The sequence below is a fragment of the Halorubrum sp. Hd13 genome, assembly GCF_002252755.1.
Classification (GTDB): domain Archaea; phylum Halobacteriota; class Halobacteria; order Halobacteriales; family Haloferacaceae; genus Halorubrum.
This window is the reverse complement of record NZ_NHOY01000122.1, coordinates 39,015-56,660: the sequence shown is the minus strand read 5'-3', so window position 1 is coordinate 56,660 and position 17,646 is coordinate 39,015. Positions and strand designations below refer to the sequence as shown.

The 17,646-nt window shown below is 53.4% G+C and carries 13 protein-coding genes and 1 pseudogene; 8 read left to right on the top strand and 6 right to left on the bottom strand.

Annotation, left to right across the window (positions count from 1 at the left end; all coding sequences use genetic code 11):
* The first annotated feature begins 2 nt into the window (after positions 1-2).
* On the top strand, positions 3-1,034 hold the full coding sequence (locus DJ81_RS17490; protein ID WP_094590850.1) for an endonuclease NucS domain-containing protein: 1,032 nt from the start codon (positions 3-5) through the stop codon (positions 1,032-1,034).
* A 36-nt stretch (positions 1,035-1,070) separates the two neighbouring features.
* On the opposite strand, the gene DJ81_RS17485 is transcribed toward DJ81_RS17490, so the two are convergent.
* Positions 1,071-1,670 carry a hypothetical protein gene (locus tag DJ81_RS17485; RefSeq protein WP_094590848.1) on the bottom strand — a complete coding sequence of 200 codons (600 nt, stop codon included), beginning with the start codon at positions 1,668-1,670 and terminating at the stop codon, positions 1,071-1,073.
* A 246-nt stretch (positions 1,671-1,916) separates the two neighbouring features.
* Here DJ81_RS17485 and DJ81_RS18980 point away from each other — a divergent pair, with 246 nt between their 5' ends.
* A complete protein-coding gene (locus tag DJ81_RS18980) occupies positions 1,917-2,342 on the top strand; it encodes a hypothetical protein (RefSeq protein WP_141212618.1) in 426 nt (141 codons plus the stop codon).
* A 154-nt stretch (positions 2,343-2,496) separates the two neighbouring features.
* Here the strand turns inward: DJ81_RS18980 and DJ81_RS17480 are convergent, their stop codons facing one another.
* A complete protein-coding gene (locus tag DJ81_RS17480) occupies positions 2,497-6,309 on the bottom strand; it encodes a helicase-related protein (RefSeq protein ID WP_094590846.1) in 3,813 nt (1,270 codons plus the stop codon).
* Between the two features lie 250 nt (positions 6,310-6,559).
* On the opposite strand from DJ81_RS17480, the gene DJ81_RS17475 reads away from it, so the two are divergent.
* Positions 6,560-8,083, top strand: a complete 1,524-nt coding sequence (locus tag DJ81_RS17475; RefSeq protein WP_094590844.1) for a site-specific integrase — start codon at positions 6,560-6,562, stop codon at positions 8,081-8,083.
* Between the two features lie 289 nt (positions 8,084-8,372).
* Positions 8,373-8,552, top strand: a complete 180-nt coding sequence (locus DJ81_RS18975; RefSeq protein ID WP_141212617.1) for a hypothetical protein — start codon at positions 8,373-8,375, stop codon at positions 8,550-8,552.
* On the opposite strand, the gene DJ81_RS17470 is transcribed toward DJ81_RS18975, so the two are convergent.
* Complete coding sequence (locus DJ81_RS17470; protein ID WP_094590842.1) at positions 8,549-9,385, bottom strand: site-specific integrase; 837 nt, start codon at positions 9,383-9,385, stop codon at positions 8,549-8,551. The genes DJ81_RS18975 and DJ81_RS17470 overlap by 4 nt on opposite strands.
* Before the next feature lie 84 nt (positions 9,386-9,469).
* Between DJ81_RS17470 and DJ81_RS17465 the strand changes: the two genes are divergently transcribed.
* Positions 9,470-10,300 (top strand): IS5 family transposase, encoded by an 831-nt coding sequence (locus DJ81_RS17465; RefSeq protein WP_094590840.1) that lies wholly within the window; start codon positions 9,470-9,472, stop codon positions 10,298-10,300.
* A 21-nt stretch (positions 10,301-10,321) separates the two neighbouring features.
* Here DJ81_RS17465 and DJ81_RS18970 read toward each other — a convergent pair whose 3' ends face one another.
* Together DJ81_RS18970 and DJ81_RS18965 are read right to left on the bottom strand one after the other, a co-directional pair.
* Complete coding sequence (locus DJ81_RS18970) at positions 10,322-10,798, bottom strand: hypothetical protein (protein WP_141212616.1); 477 nt, start codon at positions 10,796-10,798, stop codon at positions 10,322-10,324.
* 682 nt (positions 10,799-11,480) lie between these two features.
* Complete coding sequence (locus DJ81_RS18965) at positions 11,481-12,011, bottom strand: hypothetical protein (protein ID WP_141212615.1); 531 nt, start codon at positions 12,009-12,011, stop codon at positions 11,481-11,483.
* A gap of 553 nt (positions 12,012-12,564) precedes the next feature.
* Here DJ81_RS18965 and DJ81_RS17450 point away from each other — a divergent pair.
* From DJ81_RS17450 to DJ81_RS18955, 3 genes and pseudogenes are all read left to right on the top strand, one after another.
* Positions 12,565-13,395, top strand: a pseudogene (locus DJ81_RS17450) (IS5 family transposase).
* Between the two features lie 532 nt (positions 13,396-13,927).
* Positions 13,928-14,497 carry a hypothetical protein gene (locus DJ81_RS18960; protein WP_141212614.1) on the top strand — a complete coding sequence of 190 codons (570 nt, stop codon included), beginning with the start codon at positions 13,928-13,930 and terminating at the stop codon, positions 14,495-14,497.
* A gap of 697 nt (positions 14,498-15,194) precedes the next feature.
* Complete coding sequence (locus tag DJ81_RS18955) at positions 15,195-15,722, top strand: hypothetical protein (RefSeq protein WP_141212613.1); 528 nt, start codon at positions 15,195-15,197, stop codon at positions 15,720-15,722.
* 407 nt (positions 15,723-16,129) lie between these two features.
* Here DJ81_RS18955 and DJ81_RS17440 read toward each other — a convergent pair whose 3' ends face one another.
* Entirely contained in the window at positions 16,130-17,530 is a 1,401-nt protein-coding gene (locus DJ81_RS17440) for a DUF4143 domain-containing protein (protein ID WP_170938360.1), read from the bottom strand.
* Between the last annotated feature and the right edge of the window lie 116 nt (positions 17,531-17,646).

Genomic DNA, 17,646 nt, shown 5'->3' with positions numbered 1-17,646 from the left:
ATATGGTCTATCATATTGATGGCTCGAGCGTCCACTCGCTCGAACTGACCAGCTTCGACGCGTTGGGCGTAACCGAATCCGAGATCGAGGAGTGGATCATCGATACGCCATCGATCCTCGACGAAGATCTGTTGATCGTCGCGTCGCAGTATGCCAAGTTCGACCGGACTGCCGAACGGCCCGACATACTGGCTCTCGATCCCGATGGAAAGCTCGTGGTGATCGAACTGAAGCGGGATAGAGCGGACGCGACGACGGATCTACAGGCGATCAAGTACGCGAGCTACTGCTCCACGATCAGCCCCGAGGAGCTCCAACAGGATTACCGGGCTTTCTGGAACGACCGTCGCCCGGAAGATGACCAACTCACGCCAGAAGACGTCGGCGAGCGATTCGTCGAGTTCCTCGGCGAAGAGATCACCACGACCGAAGAAGGATACGCGGACTTCGTGCTGGACGATCGACCTCGGATCCTGCTGGCCGCCGGGAGCTTCGGCCCGGAGATCACGACGCCGGTCGTGTGGCTCGAACGGGAGTACGGGATGGACATCACCTGCGTCGAGTTGGAGGTGTACCGGCGCGACGACGGAATGTTCGTCAGCTCAAGACGCGTCCTTCCGATCCCGGAGGCGGAGGAGTACATGGCGAAGCGACGCCAGAAGGAGCGCCAGCAGAGTCGCTCGTCGTCCAGAGCTGGCCGTGCGATCACCGTCCTCCTCGAAGCCGGATTAGTCGAGGAGGGTGACATCGTGGTGTTCAACGCAGACAAACTCCCCTCCGACAGCAACCGTGAGTTTGATTCCGACGACGACTTCTGGCGCGGCCGCATCACCGGGAAGACTGGAATGAGCGACAACGTCGAGTGGCTCGAGAACGGCGCGGAATATTCGTTCACCGCGCTCGCTCAGGAGGTCTTGGAACAAGTATGCGGCCGTGAATCAAACGTCAACGGCTATCCCTACTGGATCCACCCGGAGTATGATTTGAGCCTCTCTGAACTACGACGAAAACGAGTGGGCGACATCGAATGGTGAGGAATCTCCCGAGAAGATCGGCTAACGCGAGATAGTCTACTCGTCGGCTGGTTTGAGATTCTCTAAAATCTGCAGGAAGCGAAACGCCGGAGAACCGTAGTCGCTCGTGTCGCCATCAGCCTTTTGACGCAAATCCTCCATTCGGGATGCATACTCCGCATTTACAATAATTTCCAGTTCTTCTCCGGTCTCTTTCTCGAATTCCTCTGAGAGTCTCCCCAGCCCGTCGATAAGTGCCCCACCCCGATCCCATCCCGTCACAACCGGTGCCCAGAATTGGAACGAGTAGCTGTTCGCCTTCGGGAAGGCCTCCTCGATGTATGCATGATCGTCTTTGAACTTTCTCCAGAGTGTCTCCAGTGAGTGGTGGTATGACGAGGTATTGGAGTGCTCCATCCACCAACCATCCTCGTCTGGTGTCCCCGAGTAGAGTCCGCCATCGAGATGCGTGACGACCTCACAGACGTAGACATCCTGATTTCCGTTCTCGCGGTCGTTGTCGATCGCGACGACATCAGCCTCCATCTGATTTCCCGGCTCGTCAGACCGGTTATTGTAACTGACCACCTCGCACCCAGTCACTCGCTGGTGATAGGCGCCGACGAGAAGCTCACCCCACCCCGCGTTAATTGGCATCTCTTAACGCATCTCGGCCGCCCGTATTAGTCTCTGGCACGCAACTGCCTACAAACCGAACCATTCGGCTCTATTCAAACACACAGAAACCGACAAAATAGAACAATAAATAGAGAGTGTGCCCCAGCAAAACGTTCCATTAGTTCTGGGTCAAAACAAATTCGAATTAATTTCTGCCATTTTTGTAATTAGTGATAATTCTGGATATGGAGTACATCTAAGTGTAGTTATCGTAGAATGGGATATGTGACAGCAGTTGAAGCTCTCGCTGGTGCAGTTGTTGGTAGTTTAATAACTGGTGGATTCTGGGTTGGACGGTATTTTCTAACAGAACATCGGGAAAAAGAACAACTTGAGAGGATGTTTCATACAGAGCTAAGTCATATGGATATATTTCGCGATTTGGACGAGATTCCTATGAAAAAGTTCCCAGATCCATCTGCTTTTCCAACAATAATATTTGAATCAAATGCTGGAAAAATGGGTATTCTTGAACAAGAACATCGCCACAGTCTACATGCATTTTATTCCTATCTAGACATCACAAAGACGATGATGAGACAAGAAATTGAGAGTTCAGAAGAGAATATTGATACACGAGAGAAAATTAGATATAATTTGGACAGTCTCAGAGAGCGACGGGAAATCCTATTATCTGAGCTAGAACAGTGAGTCTAATTCGGAGAGATAGGGTCAAACCGATGGATTTTCATACTGATGATTGTCTTTTCTGGTTCTAGATATTCTTTGTACCAGATCTGCGCCCTGCTTTCAGCATGATTCTAACAAAACATCAGTGAGTGATGATTTTGACAGAGCCGATCGCTCACTTCCCAACGACGCCCCAGCAGATGAGCTTGGCACGTACCTCACTCTCTCCCACCAAGGTATCCTGATATTCTGCGGACTGCTCGACGTTCTCGTCGAGGAAAGCATCGAGTTCCGAGAGGAAGTCCTTGGCTGGCCACTCTGTGAAGGAGTCGTAGTCTGGATGGTGCCTGAATGTCTCGCGAAGGATCCGATCCTCGTCTGTGTTGGCCAGCTTCACATCGTCCAGTCGCTCCTGCAACGCTCGTGCCCACTCACCGAGCGTCTCGTACTCCTCTTTTGAGACGTCTCGCTCGCCGTAGTTCGGCATGAAGTAGTGGCTCAAGAAGTCGAGGATGGTTTCTTGCTCCTTCGAGAGGTTCTCGCCTTGTTTGAAAGCGGCCCCGACCTGTCCCTCTCTGATCGCCTCCAATCGTGTCTCAAGATGTTCTTCGATGATGTGCCGGTTCGACAGTATAGACTCCGTATTCCCGTCGATCGATTCACCGGCCGTGGTTGGCTCGATGCCGAGGTGCCGGACTGGGCGCTCCTTCACCTCGTCGGCAAACGGCTTGTAATAGAACGCCCGTCGAACGCGTCCGAGCGGCGCCGGCTCGGTCTCTCCACTCTCCTGCTCGAACCACAGGTGAGCCAGCCCGAACACACCCGGTCGCGGGCCGGCGTCGTGATTGACCGCGTTGGTGTGCAGTCGCTCGCGCTCGTCTGGACGCGTTCCGAAGTATTCCTCGGCGAACTCGAAGTCGTCCGCATCGAGTTCGTACTCGTCGTTCAACTCCTGTTTGAGCAGGTACCGCTCGAAGGCCGCGGTCTCGTCACTCCCGGCGTTGCGAAGGAGTGGGTTCTTCGAGGTGTCGTCCAGCTCGTTGTAGTCCTCGACTTCGCGTGACTGTCGGAGGGACTGCTCGATTTCTTCCACCTCCAGTTCGCCGATAGTCTTCTCGGTCTCGACGCCGGCGCGTTCGAGTATCGCGTCTTCGTTGGGATCGAGAATGTTGTTCTCTTTGCCGACGATAAGGGCGATGTCGTCGATCTTCACTTGGAGCCGCTCCAGTAGCTTGATCGCCGCCTCGATGTCACCGTCGGGGTAGAAGTTGTGGACGTACTTGTCCGCCGTCGACCCGATCCGGTCGATCCGGCCGACACGCTGTACGATTCGCATCGGATTCCACGGGAGGTCGTAGTTTACGACCACGCCGATGTCCTGCAGGTTCACACCCTCGCTGAGCGTGTCCGTCGCGACTACGTACTCCAGTTCGGTCTCCCCGCTCTCGGCAAGCGTCTGTTGGTATCCAGCGGCCTCAGGAGCGAATCGTCGGATAATGTCTTGCTTGTTTTCGTCGCCACCTTTCACCACCGCACTGTTGGCCTCGGTCAGCGGCGACGCGGGGTCGTCAACGAGCGTCCGGTGGACGTAATCGGCAGTCGCCCGGTACTGTGTGAACACGAGCACCTTCTGTTCGTGTTCGTTCAGCACCTCAGTCAACCGGTCGATCTTCGGATCCCGGAATGCCCGAAGTGCGAAGACGGCCTCGTAGAAGTCGAGGGTCGCGGTGTCCGCCTCGGTCAGATCGCTCGCCGGATAGAGCGTCGGATTTGGTTCGTCTTCGGGGACGTCCGGAAGCATGGCCGCCCCGTTGCCTGCGAGCCACTGTTCCAGTTCGACCTCCGCATCCGCGACCCCGCCGGTGTCTTCTGCCACCCGTCCAATGAAACGAGAAAGGAAGTACGCTAACAGGGTGAGATCTTCCCGGACGTATTGCTTGATTTCGCCGACCGTCGCGTCCACAAGTTCGTGTTCGTTCCTGTCAGGCCCGTCCCCGTTGTCGGCACGGAGCGCACCGGCGTCGAACCCGAATTCCTCGAGATCCTGTTCCAGATCTTCAGCGGCGTCTGCACCCTCGACAAAGTCGTCGATGGTCGCCGACGCTTCGTCGTCCTGTAGAGCGCGCAGGACATCTATGTCCTCGTCATCGGGAAGACCGTTGAGGAAGCCCAACAGGGCGCGCTCGCTCTCATGCAACGTTTGTATCGACTGCACGAATGCGTACGTCGACGACTCGAGTCGCTTGAGCAGGTTGAGCTTGTAAAGTGCTTTGAGCGTCCCGCCGGCCTGCGGGTTTCGAATCGTGATGTGAGGAAGATGGAGTGCATCCATCACGTCAGGAAGCATCCGATAGATGGGCTGGTACGCGGCCGGCAGGGTGTACTGCTCTTTGGAGAGGACTGGCGGCTTGAAGCTCATCTCGAAGTCCTCGTCCTCTTTGATCGTCTCTTTCACGTGCTTGCGTGTACGCAGCACCATCACTTCGTTGAGGATCTCCGAAATCTCTGTCGAGTGCCGCTGCAGTTGCTCCGTCAGGTTATCCCGCTCCTTGTCGGACACTTCCTGCTTGCCTGCCGCGATCCGCTTGCGCTGCTCCGATTTTTCGATGTAGTTGTCAAACGCCGAAAAGTCGAGCGAGGCCTTGTTCATCAGCTCTTCCGCGCTAGTGAACAGTCCGATCAGGTTCTTCAGATCCGTTGCAGAATTATTGATCGGCGTCGCGGTCAACATGATCATCGTCTGCTCACGCATGAGCCGAAGATTGGCGTGCCGGCGGGTTCCCTTATAGTCGTCATCGTGGTCTGGGTTCGGTCGCCACTTGCCCGAGTTGCGGAACCGATGGGCCTCGTCAACCAGCACGACGTCAAACGCATCATTCAGTTCCCGAACTTCCTCGTGCGAGAAGTTCTGAAACTTGCTGATGCTCATGACCCGCAAGTGGGTGTCGTCAACCTCCAGCCCGAAGTACGGTTCACCTTCTTCGTCCGTAGCGTCCTGTAGGAGATCACGCCACTGTTCGGTCAGGTTCGCCGGCACGACGAGCAGGCATCGGTCGCCTTGCTGCCGGTAGTCGTATAGCAACTCGCTCCCGATGAACGATTTCCCCAACCCAACCGAGTCGGAGACGATGCAGCCGTCGTATCGTGAGAGCTTCTCTTTCGCGCTCTCGTACCCCAAGGTTTGGAAGTAGTAGAGGGGGCTGTCTCGCGTCCCAACGTTTCCGTTGAGCTCGTCGTACGCGAGGAGCTTGTACATCTCGAACGGTTCGATGAACGTCCCAACTTTTTCGTCGTCACTCTCGTCCTCTTCGGACTGTTTCTCCTTCCATTCTCGATACCGTTCGCTGCTCTCGATGATCTTAATGATCTCTTCGGAGAATTCCTCGGCGTTCGCCCACTGGTTATCGTACCAATCTTCGAATGCCTCGGCGTCGCCGCGCTCCTGACTCGTGAGGTTCAGCTCAATGTTGTTCCGATGGCCACTCTGGGAGAAGTTTGACGAACCAACAACGGTGACTGCGGCCCGTTCATCGGTGTCGCCGCCTCGAATATTATCGTCGTCAACCGCTTCACGAAAGCATGCCCCCTTCGCATGGAAGTAGCCCTGTTCGGGATTACGGACACGCGTCTCCACCAGCCCGTTGGCGATGAAGTCCCGCAACCGGTCAAGACGTTCCAATTGTGCGTTATTCAGGTTCGCGATGTCCTCTTCGAGTTCCTGCTTGTACTGGCCACGGAGGGTTTGTCCCTCTGCAATCTCGTCTGCGGTCTCGCGGTTCGTCTGTCGACCCATCAGAATGCGGAGGGGTGCGACGTTCATCTTTTCCGGGTCACGGAGGTTCTCTAAATCCTCTTTGATAAGATCGAACCCGGACAGGTAGAAGTAACCCGTCGAGATCCGGATCTCCTCGCACTCGGGGATGACCTCACGGTACACTTCCTCGAGCGTTCCATCCGAATTATCGACGAGCGGTTCGAGACGGAGCATCAGTTGTTCGATAGGCGTATGCTGGTGGTTTGAAATCTTCGCTCATATAATAGTGTAATATCATTCTGGGGGAATCCGCCGATGAGCTCATTGGCTACAATTGAAAGATGGAAATTCTATGCGATCAGTGAGTATAATTACAGCAGACCATCTTTTGTGTGATGTCAGGGGCATTTTCTCTGAAATTCCCTTAGAAGACAGTATCAGTGCTAAGCTGCCATTCAATACATTCGATTGAGAGTGTTTTTGTATGCCAGATGGTAACGATCCGGGCCGCGTCGAACGCTACTCGAAGAGGCAGGTGGAACGTGTCCGCCGGTGCGTCCGCGAGCCGAATCGCGCAGACATCCTGAAGACCATCCGTCGAGGGAAGCGTGGGAATATTCCATCGCCGAAGCCGAACCAGCGGACGAAACCTCCGTGGTCGAAGGCGACGGTGCTGAATAATGCACGCACTCTTCGGATCCTTGCCGGCCAGTTACAGGGTCTTGACGAGGCACAGTACGAGGGAACGACGTGGCACGGCACCGAGGGACGCGACACCTACCCGGATCGACTCCTTGATCTTTCTCCCGAACAGGTGACTGAGTTGATCACCGAGATGTCTATCGAGCGGGACTGGGCCCGGTCAAACGAGCGCGACTACTGTCTTACCGTCCGTAACCACTTTCTCGCTCACGACGAGGTCGAACGGGCAACCACCATCGACTATCCACAATTGGGGCAAGAGAACGCCGCCGTCGACATTGAGACCGTTCCCACACGTGAAGACCTGCTTCATATTATCGACGGAGAAAGCATCCGCGACAAGGCACTCTACACCGTTCTATGGGAATCTGGCTGTCGGGTGACCGCACTATGTTCGCTCAAAATCAAGCACTGGACGCCCAAGGCGGACAGTTATGGCATCATTCAGGTTCCGGGATCGCACGTAGAGGGCCTGAAGGGCGCCGAACACTCCGCCAAGCCGCTCACGTTCGCCCGTGGATACTTGGACAACTGGCTCGCAGAGCATCGTCGCGCGGACGATCCAGATGCCCCACTCTTTCACGGACTCCGTCAACAAGACGATCCGACCGAGCATCTCCATCCCCACAGCGTCAATACGCAGCTCAAACGTATTGCTCGCCGCACGCCTGAAGTGGACGCGGAGAACATTTCGCCGCACGCGTTCAAACACGGCCGCGCCAGCGAAATGCGCGCCTCGGACAAGTACTCGAAGGACGACATTGAACAGATCCTCGACTGGGAAGAGGGGACGCCGATGCACGGCCGCTACGAACACGTGACCGAAGTCGACGAGGCCGAACGTATCCTCCGCAAGCACGGTCACGAACCGGAAGAGGGGAATGACGCCGTTGAGCAGGAACCGTGTCCCCGGTGTGGGACAATGCTCGATAGGAGTGCCGAGTATTGTCCAGCCTGTTCGCTCCGCCAACGTGACGGACAACCTCAGTGGTGGCGCATTTACCGATCAGTCGCCGAGGACGACGACCCCGTGCGTGAACACTACGAAGACGACCTACCGCCATCTACTCTTTCACAGGTGCCTCCGGGCTATTACGAACACGTGCTGGACGTCTATTCGGTGGCCCTCCTTCGTGTCACCACTGACAACCTGCCAATTGAGGTGTCTGATGTAGACGTCACGGGTGCTGCGATTGAACCGACGATGGACAAGTCCGACGTAGAGTGGCTTCGCGAGAACTATCCGGAAATTGAAAATCGTCACCGCGAAGAGTACCCTGCTAGTGCTGACGTCAGGCCCGACTAGTCACGCACACGGCAATCGGTGGACAGAACTTGACTACTTGGTGCCGAGTTCTATAACACGTTAGTTGAGACCACTCTCAGTTGATTTGTACAATTGAGGCTCCAAGTATATTGACCGACCCTAGCATATGTATTCCGAGGGGCAATAGTGCTACCACGGTTTTCTAGGCGCTTAATGAGCCTATGCCGGCGTTTAAGCAAATAGACACTCACCATGCTGGTATGCTCGATGGAAGTGATAATGTCTGTTTGGTGAGGAACAACACTGCGGAAGTGGAGGTAGGTTGCTCATGACCGATGAAATCCAAGATTACGTCGAAAACAATCGGGAGAGTCTTCATTATGCCTTACAGGAAGGTGATCGCTGGGTTCGAACTGTAGTAATTGCAGCTTTGATCTCGTCTGGAGAAGCTGACGCAGAATTAGCGAAGCAGGAGTTAGAAGCATCACAGCGTCAAAAAGAGGGTTAGCTGTTGCCCTCAAGATCAATTTGCTCAAGGAGCTCTGGGTGTTGATTAAGAAGTTGTTCTAGAACTGAGGCAGCAGTCATTTCTTCTTGTACCTGATCGAATTTAATTAATTCGTCACCGGTCTCTGCTGGCTTTTTAATATCACTCGGTGGTTCATTATGTGCGGCATCCACTGTTATTGGATTGCCGCATCCCGGACAGTACCGACTGTCCACTCTAATAGTAGTGTCACACTGTGGACAACTGCCAATAACATCCTCCGGTCTGCTCGTATCGGCTGTGTCCCCGGGTTGTATCAGACCGAATTCCTCGGCAGTCATCCTGATTTTGTCATCTTCGTGCAAGTGAGAATATCTATCTAACATCGACATATCTGCCCACTTTGTTCGATACTTGATCACGTCCTTACTTATTCCCATCCGCAGCCATCTAGTCACCGCTGTATGGCGAAAATTATGAGGCTTTCGACGCTTCTCCGCAATACCAGCATCTGCCATTATCTCTTTAATATCTCTTCGAAGCTCATCTGATTGAAGTGCTCCTGAATCACACTCGTCAAACGACTCTTTTTTATGAATTAGCGCCGCCCCATCTTCATTAGGACGCGGATGATCTCCATGCAAATAATTGACAATATACGATCGTGACCAAGTCAGAGGGATATTTCCTTCTGCACCCTTGAGTGGGGCTCGTTCATTGAGCGAAACTACTGCTACCTCTCCACTCAAATCGAGACCTTTCCGATAGATGCTGGAGACTGCTCCGATTCTGGATCCAGTATCGGCTAAAAGAGCAATTGCCGCTGTCTCCCGACTGCCAGCCAACTCAAGCATTTTATTGGGCTGTGTTGAATCGCCATACAGCAGCGAGGTGGGCCGCTAAATCAAAGGAGTTGAAGCGGGAGACTTCAGTTGTTCATGACCCAAATCTCCCGCTTCATCGGGGAGGTTGTGCCGGTTGCTCAAAGAGTTACTGGCGATGGAGGCGAATCCGCCGCCCCAGACGGTGGCGGCGGATTCGCCGACTACGCACTCGTTTCCCTTCACTGTCTGCGGATTTATCTCGATTCATCGTACCGCATGACGATCGACCTGCTCAAAGAGATGCCACAAATAACCGGGGAGATCGGCCTCAACACGGCCGATCTTCCCGCACCATCCACGTTGTGTAAGGCGTTCGACCGGATCAGTATGAGCGTCTGCCGAGTGCTGCTGCGCCAGTCGGCGCAGCTGCACGATCTCTCTGAACACGCCGCGATCGACGCCACATTCTACGACCGCTCACCAGCCAGCCGCCACTACTGCCAGCGAATCAGCTACCGCGTTCAGAAGCTCAAAGTCACAAAACTCGTCGATACAGCATCGCAAGCCGTCCTTGACGTTCACTGCTCAACGAACCGGCAAGGAAGTGACGCAGACCTCGCTGAGCAGATCGCCCGCCGGAACGCGGGCGATCTGCGGTCTCTCGCGGCCGATAAGGGCTATGACAAACAATCACTCCGTGAAGGATTACGCGATCTCGGCATCAGACCGCTGATCAAGCACCGTATCTTCGCACCGTACGACCACGCGCACAACGCGAGAATCGACGATAATCGCTACAATCAGCGCTCTATGACCGAAACTGTAAACTCGGCTGTGAAGCGCTCGCTCGGCTTCGCCGTGCGAGCGCGGTCGTGGTTCCGTGAGTTCCGCGAAATCACGCTGATGTGTGTCGTCTATAACATCAAGCGCTTCGTCAAACAGTGAATCTCCACGCCTTACAGCGATTCAACACAGCCTTTTATTGACTTCTTCCTCGGAATATACTTTCCAACTCTCAACTTCCTCGTTAGAACTTAGATTATAGAACTCTATGTCTTCAGCCCAAGAACGGCCTAAGTAGCGAAAAAACGGTTTCCAAGAGCCTTTATAATTATTTATTGTTTTTTTACTGAGTTCCCTATCATGTGTCATCCTGACAGTAAACCTGTCCAAGTCATGCTTTTCCATATTATTAAGAGAGGTCTCGCATCTTTGAGCGGTCAATCGAAGATGCTTGAGATGATTTGCATTTGATTGTGATTTGTTGTCCTTGTTCGCTTGGAGATGATGTAGAAATTCTATAATCGTCTCTTTGTCATCTATGGAGATGGGAGACACGCTGTTCGATTCATTTTCTTCAGTCACCTTACCTGCCCTTCTGAGGAGTCGCAGTTGTCTTTCCAACCGCTTTCTAAGTCCTCCCGGGTCATCTATATCGACCATACGCTTTCTGTGGTTTACACTCCTATAGGAAATACCAAACAATCAAAAAAACCCGATATACTATGTGTCTAGGGTTATTGTATGTTGAATACGGACGCTGATTAGACAAAAAGCATAAGTAATAAGTGGGCTTCTGATTGGCTTCTCTGCCGGACGTGTTACCCGTCGGTTTTATAATTTCGTTGAGTTTCCATCAAATTCCAACATGATTGAATGGGAACCGCGGCAAATTATGACTTTCGTGTGAGAATCACTGAATTCAATGTCAAGCCGCCGTCCAGAATACAGTTGATGAATAGCGTCAATCTTCAGAGTTTATTTTGTACTGAGCGCGACTAATAATACACCCCGAAGAGCAACGAACCGAGGCTAGCAGAATGTACTCAAACCGGTGGGGCGAATGCGTCCGGCGTTGTGTCCGATAGCCGAATCACTCTGGCACCCTGAAAGCTATCTGGCAAGAAAAGTCGGAGAACTATTCGGAGATCGAGAACCGTCATCGTGGAGAGGATCCCGCCAGTGTCGATGTTAGATCTGACTGATCCCTTTCAGAAGTGTAGTCAAATTGTCACCACTAGTCGTCTGACGTGACCGTTCGCCTCAGTTACGGACAAACGTGGCCGCCGTAGCGCGTCGCCATTTCTCACTCGGGAATAAACTTGGAAGAGCCGATCAGGCTCTATCAGTAGAACCTGATCTGCTCGTCCGATTCACATAAGAAAAACACCTCTTCAGCCTCCTCTTCGGGATAATGCTTGGCGAAGTGGTGACGTGCTCCGATTGCGACCTCTTTGAGGGGGATCACGTCCGTCCACTGAATCTGCCTGAGAAGTCGCACTCCCATGGTCGAGTGATTGACCCACGAGGCACGTCCCGTGCGTAATAGCTCAATAGGATCGACAAGCCGCAATGCCATGACTGACCGACGATCATTGTGAGCGTACACCACAAGAGCCACTCGTCCTTCGCCGATCAACTCAAGCAGTTGGTACTGCCAGATCTTGAATTTGCCGAGGTTGCCGTCTGCATGCTTCGCAGCACACGACTTGATCTCGATCGCCTCCCCATCAGCATCACGAGCATCGTGCCACGAAGAGTGATCTTCTTCGAGGTGCAATTCTCTAATGAGGTAATCTTCGACTCGCTTCCACGGTGGTGGCAGGTCTGGATCGTCCGATGGAGCTGCCCCTCCCGGGTACAGATGGTCGACCATGTTACTTTGCCCCTGTGTCGCTCCGACGATTTGTCGGTGTGTTCAGTTGGACATACATGTCTGTCTTCGTGTCCGCTGGCTTCTGCTGCCGCTACTCGATGCCATCGCGAGACTATGCTCGCGTGGCTGCCCTCGAGGATCCCCCGATCGGCTATAACAATTTTGTCAGAATCGCGAACAAGGAGTGCGTTGACATTCGCGAACTGGCGCGAATTGCTGTACGATTGCGGGAGGGGTCGAAGGTGATTCGGATGGTGTGATCGGTCTCCCGTGATGCTCAACGATCGGCTGCTCCGGCTCTGTTGAAATCCTCAAAGGCTAATGGTACCGGTCACTGGATACAGAAATTAAATTCCGCGTAGCTGGATATATAGCGGCAATACGTGGGATGTCCCTTTCGGATTGCTCTCACCGGCCACTCATTGATCTCTGAAATTCAGTTTAGATGGCTCTATTAAATTGGTAGTCTTTGGAATATTGTGCTCTGTTGAATCCGCAGAAGGCGGCAGGATAGCGTCGCTCTGAAGACGGAAGCGAAGCGGAAGAGCCGAATGTGCCTAAACTACTCTTCCGCTTCGTTAAGCAAGCCGCGTCGCTGGCTCAAAAGCGCTGTGCCGCCAGTCCAACGGCGGTGAGTGATCCGACTGGCCACTGATTTCCCGGGTGGAAGCATGTCACGCTCCATTTTTTGCGGGTTCACATGGACGCGACGTACCGCGAGATCGTGGATTGGGCGAGTGAAATGGATCGGGTTCGTGGGCTGTTACAGCTCGCTCGAACGGCATTTCCCGCACCCTCAACGCTGTACCGGTCGTTTGAGAGCGTGCCCATGTCCGTGTGGCGCGGTTTCCTTCGGGAGTCTGCGACCATCTGCGATCCGGGCTCGCACGGTGCCATCGATGCCACGTTCTTCGACCGCGAAACGGCATCGAGACACTACTAATACCGCTCGGATCGCCACATACGCACGCTCAAAACGACGGCACTCGTCGATACAGACTCGTGTGCCATTCTCGATCTTCACTGCTCGGCACACTGGCCGCACGACACCCAAACTGGCCGTCGAGTTGCCCTTCATAACACCGAGAAAATAGAGAGTCTCGCCGGCGACAAGGGCTATGACGACCAATCGCTCCGGGACGCCCTCCGATCAGAGGGCGTCCGGCCCTTGCTGCGGCACCGGCTGTTCGCTCATTACGATCACGCACACAACGCACGGTTGGACAGCGAGCTATACGGCCAGCGCTGGATGGCCGAGACCGCCTTTTTGGCCATCAAACGTCGGTTCGGCCCCGCTGTCCACCCTCGCGCGTGGTACCGCGAGTTCCGCGAGCTCGTGTTGACCGCCACAGTCTACAACCTCGAACAGGGTCTCAAACAGTGATCCCCACGCCGTCATCGGATTCAACAAAGCAGAATATTGAGATACTACGGAGTAGAAACTTCCCAGCAATAACTCACCAACAATTCCGTACCTCGGAAGATTTAATTTGCTCGCGGACATTGTTACCAATATGCATTGTCAGGCTAATAGTGGTGTATTTATCACTCATCCCCCGACCCTGCCTTCAGGGTCGGGGGGAGCCTGACGCTTGGCAGTGATCAAAGCGGGGGAGAAGAGAGAGTTTATAAAAATGTAGGCGGATCACGGATACCACCACAACTCCTAAATGTAAGTATTATTTTAGTAACGCTCTACATTGCGATTCTACTCACCGGGTGGTATACTCCAATAACGCTCTCAAACCCGATACTAGAGAGAATATTGGATCTTATTGAATCTCTATTGATAGCCACATATAGTATAATATTAGCTATACATTTTTCAAACTACACATAAGTTTTTATTTCCAGATGTAAAACCATGCTTTCCTTGTGGAAACTACTAATATGTTATAGCCCTATAATCAGCAATCATGACGGAGACATCCAATCTCAAAAGGAAACTAATAAAAAGATTAAATCAGAGCACCGAGCCTGTTCTCACAACTAGGGAAATGATGCTAAAGACCAACTATTCTCGACAGTATATTCATCGTATATTATCCGAACTAGAAGAGAATGGGAGGATAAATAAAAAGAAAGTTGGAAATTCTATTGGTTGGTATATCGAAGGCTCCCAGCTATCTCAATTAGAAAGGAGACTAGATCCAATTCAATATGAAAAAAATTGGATTAAATGCAGCAAGTGTGGTGAGCCATTTGGTCTTGGATGGAGAATTGGTCTCATATATAAAAATCCCTCAAGAGACAAATGGGATGTTTTCAGCTTTATTTGTTCTAGACATGATATTGAACAGAAGATGGATCTCATTGGGGAATTTCCCGTTGAGATTGGAGAGATAGAGACAGCAATAAGAACAGGTACTTCATTTGCTGTCGTAATAGGTCAACACGTGACACGGGGAGGCCGATCTGATGTTTCAAAGCTGAAGGATTTATCCCTAATACAGGTACATAACGGTGAATTTAGTTGGGATAGCTAAAGGTGTTGAAAACAACCCTTGGTAACGGCCAATCAAGCTAGGCAGTCAACGATAGAGACCGCTTCGCTTGCAAGGCCGTGGGATCCTGCTGGTAGAAGGTGATCCATCGGCTGAGGGGCCAACAAGCATCCTGACAACCGGCGAACCCCGCTAGTATCGCACTGGGTGCTGGAGAAGTCGCCGCCTAGACTCCCACTAGTCTATATATTGAACGCCTCTTTCCCAACTTCCGCTGATAAGTGTGCAGCCTGTACTGATTGACTCGGTGCTGCATTCGCACTCTGTATTCAGGATGCCCCTTCCAAACTATCAGCAGTTGAGTATTTCAACAGAGCTGCTATGGCATACTCGTCTCACATCTGCTCATGACACAATTGCAGCCGACCGACACCCGCCATGATGTGTGACCCCGATGTCAGCCACAGCAATCTCAAGAACACCAGTGTCGTGCGAGCGACGACATCGGGAGCGATCATTTTTTGCAATTGAGGATTGCACGTTGTGTCCAGAGATTGGCGCAGATACGCTACTATCGTCCACACTGTATCTGCGGGCTTGTGGATAGTTAGAGGTATTATAGCGGCTTCTACGCCGGTTTTATTTGAGTGGATGACAAGGGTATGGCTGGGTGACTGCCCCAGTCGCACACCGGTCGGGGATTTGGTGGATTAGGGGGAGTCGCCCTCAACTCGTCTCTATGAACGATTCAGAACACCTGAATAAGCGGGAACGGGCCGAACGTGGGCTGGAAGACCTCCGAGACATGCTCGTGGAGATGATAACCGACGGCGGTAAAATCCATCCCGGCGTCGATGCGGAGATCGACGTTGCACACGCTCTGGAGGGTCTCGACCGCGCGGAAGAAGCTCTCCAAAAGTGGACGGAACGAGACATCGATGGAGAGTGGAGAGAGGATTCAGAATTCCCAACCAGCGACGAGTTGGCCCAACGATCACGCAGTCTCGCCGACAGTTGTATGGAGATCATCAACGAGCTGGAAAGCAACGATGAGCACTCCGCTGGTGCGCACGTGGGCGCGGCGGAGGGCGCACTCAGAGATGTCGTTTCGCATCCGAACGTGGAAGGGAATCAGTCGATCGCGCGGTTGAGAATGGTGTCGGACGCATTGGAGCGGGCACGTGAAGAGGTCGCCGATGCCGAAGTTGAGGACACCATCAGATCACTACTGACGGACGTACGGAAGTTGTGTGGCGACCTCGAGTAGCCCGCTTACATGATTCTGGAGATTTGATCTCGACGGGCTTGTCCTACTGCGTCCATGTATCGTGACATGAGCTGTGATCCTCGAAGGGATCGTACACCTCGACGAGGTACTGCTCCGCTCGCCGCCACGGTGCCGGCGGATCGCGGTATTGTGAGCGCGCTCTTTCACGAATCGAAGGGTTCCATCGTCACTCACCTCGGACAGTTCACCTCGAGTCGTGCGTCACTCGGGCGCATGTGGGGAGAGACATGCCTGTCTTCCTCGTGTCGCAGCGGGCTGAGCTGCTGATCAAGTGGTACTCGCGGACGCTATGGCTGGTGCCGGCCTTGAGGATCTGCGCCGGGTAAATAAGAATTATATCAGGTTCGCGATCAGGGGCTGAGGGCCGGTATCTACACAGTTTTGGTTCAGATCACGAGGAGCAATAGCCAGAGTGGAAGGGTCGCCACCTCTTCATCGATCGACGGATCGATGTCCCGGGCGACCACCACGCCGAATTCGCAGTCGTGTTCGTCACAGAAGCCCCGAATCGATCTAACCGGCTCACGATTTTGGGACGTGTCCCGAATAACGATAGGGAGAGGGTTCCCATTACCGGTCTCAACGACGAGATCAACCGCCTCGCCAGCACTCTCCCAGAAGTGAACTTGGGCGTTCTGTCGCTGGTAGTAGAAGCCGAGTCGCTTCAAGTGGTCAAAGACAATGGTCGACGTGAGCAACCGCTCGGCATCGGGTTCAAGTATGCCATCGAAATCAAGCTCGGCAAGCGAACCGATGACGAGGGGATCACGCAGGTATAGTCGGACACTTCGCCGGCGCTCGTGCTCGTACTGGTAGGAGGGGGTCAGAATGAAGAAGTCCTCGAGGATGTCGAGGTATCGCTGGAGCGTGCGCCGATCACATTCCAAGACTCCGCTCAAATCCTTGAGCCCCAGCGTCTTCCCCGTGTTCAAGGCCGCGATCGCACACAGGGCATACAGATCACTCCGGTCTTCAAATTGCTGGTACCTCGGAATGTCCCTGTAGATCGTCGATTCCAAATTGTGTGCGACATCCGTGGTGTCAACTTCGCGTTCTGCTCCCCTGAAGTAGTCCAAAACACCGCGTTTGACGGCACTAGTGGATTCCAACGATGAGGTGAGTGCGTCGACCGACGAGCGAAGCGGTTCGAGGTCGCCAGAGTCCGCACCCGTCTCGAGTGCGTCGCGCAATTGACGTACGCGCTTTTTTTCCACCTGTGCCCGCCCACTCTCAGTAGTGACATCGTAGAACTTCGGAGGCAGCAGCAGATCGCTCTCTGTATCCACACCCAGATCCTCGATAGGGCCCGTCTGCGCCCGATTGAGCGTCGGAAGAGTCACCGCAACTGTGAGATCGTCGAACTCCTCTAGACACCACCGTACCTGTTCGTCCCAAGAGTCCGATGCGTAGGCATCGTCGATAAGGACATAGCCCTCACCGCGGTCGGCATCACGGCGCCAGTAGTAGGTTGCAAAAATGTCGACGGCATCCCGGATGACGTTTGAACCAATCTGGAACCGGGGATTCCCCAGCGGAAGATACATGAGGTTCTGTGCTGGTACGCCATCGTCTTCGATTAGGTCGTGAGCGATTTGGTGGAGGATTGTCGTCTTTCCACTACCTGCGGCTCCCGCGATAGTTGTGAACTGACTGGAACGGACGGCGTTCAATTTGTGTTGATAATCGGAACGCCTCTCGGAATGATACCGAGCAGACAATGACACATCACCCGACTCCCACCACGGGTTTTGCCGCCCGTAGTCCGTCCCGAGTTCGGCAGTCTGCATACTCGAGTTCATATCTCTAAGCGCATATGGTATTCGATGTCTCTTAATAGTATCTCTGGAACACAGCTGCATCTCAAAATAACTCATTTAATACTACTAAATAGCACAACTCAGAT

Coding starts and splice junctions, on each gene's coding strand:
- DJ81_RS17485 (WP_094590848.1), bottom strand. CDS start 1,670: ATGCCAATTAACGCGGGGTGGGGTGAGCTTCTCGTCGGCGCCTATCAC.
- DJ81_RS17490 (WP_094590850.1), top strand. CDS start 3: ATGGTCTATCATATTGATGGCTCGAGCGTCCACTCGCTCGAACTGACC.
- DJ81_RS17470 (WP_094590842.1), bottom strand. CDS start 9,385: ATGCTTGAGTTGGCTGGCAGTCGGGAGACAGCGGCAATTGCTCTTTTA.
- DJ81_RS17480 (WP_094590846.1), bottom strand. CDS start 6,309: ATGCTCCGTCTCGAACCGCTCGTCGATAATTCGGATGGAACGCTCGAG.
- DJ81_RS18975 (WP_141212617.1), top strand. CDS start 8,373: ATGACCGATGAAATCCAAGATTACGTCGAAAACAATCGGGAGAGTCTT.
- DJ81_RS17440 (WP_170938360.1), bottom strand. CDS start 17,530: ATGCAGACTGCCGAACTCGGGACGGACTACGGGCGGCAAAACCCGTGG.
- DJ81_RS18970 (WP_141212616.1), bottom strand. CDS start 10,798: ATGGTCGATATAGATGACCCGGGAGGACTTAGAAAGCGGTTGGAAAGA.
- DJ81_RS18955 (WP_141212613.1), top strand. CDS start 15,195: ATGAACGATTCAGAACACCTGAATAAGCGGGAACGGGCCGAACGTGGG.
- DJ81_RS17465 (WP_094590840.1), top strand. CDS start 9,470: ATGACCCAAATCTCCCGCTTCATCGGGGAGGTTGTGCCGGTTGCTCAA.
- DJ81_RS18960 (WP_141212614.1), top strand. CDS start 13,928: ATGACGGAGACATCCAATCTCAAAAGGAAACTAATAAAAAGATTAAAT.
- DJ81_RS17475 (WP_094590844.1), top strand. CDS start 6,560: ATGCCAGATGGTAACGATCCGGGCCGCGTCGAACGCTACTCGAAGAGG.
- DJ81_RS18965 (WP_141212615.1), bottom strand. CDS start 12,011: ATGGTCGACCATCTGTACCCGGGAGGGGCAGCTCCATCGGACGATCCA.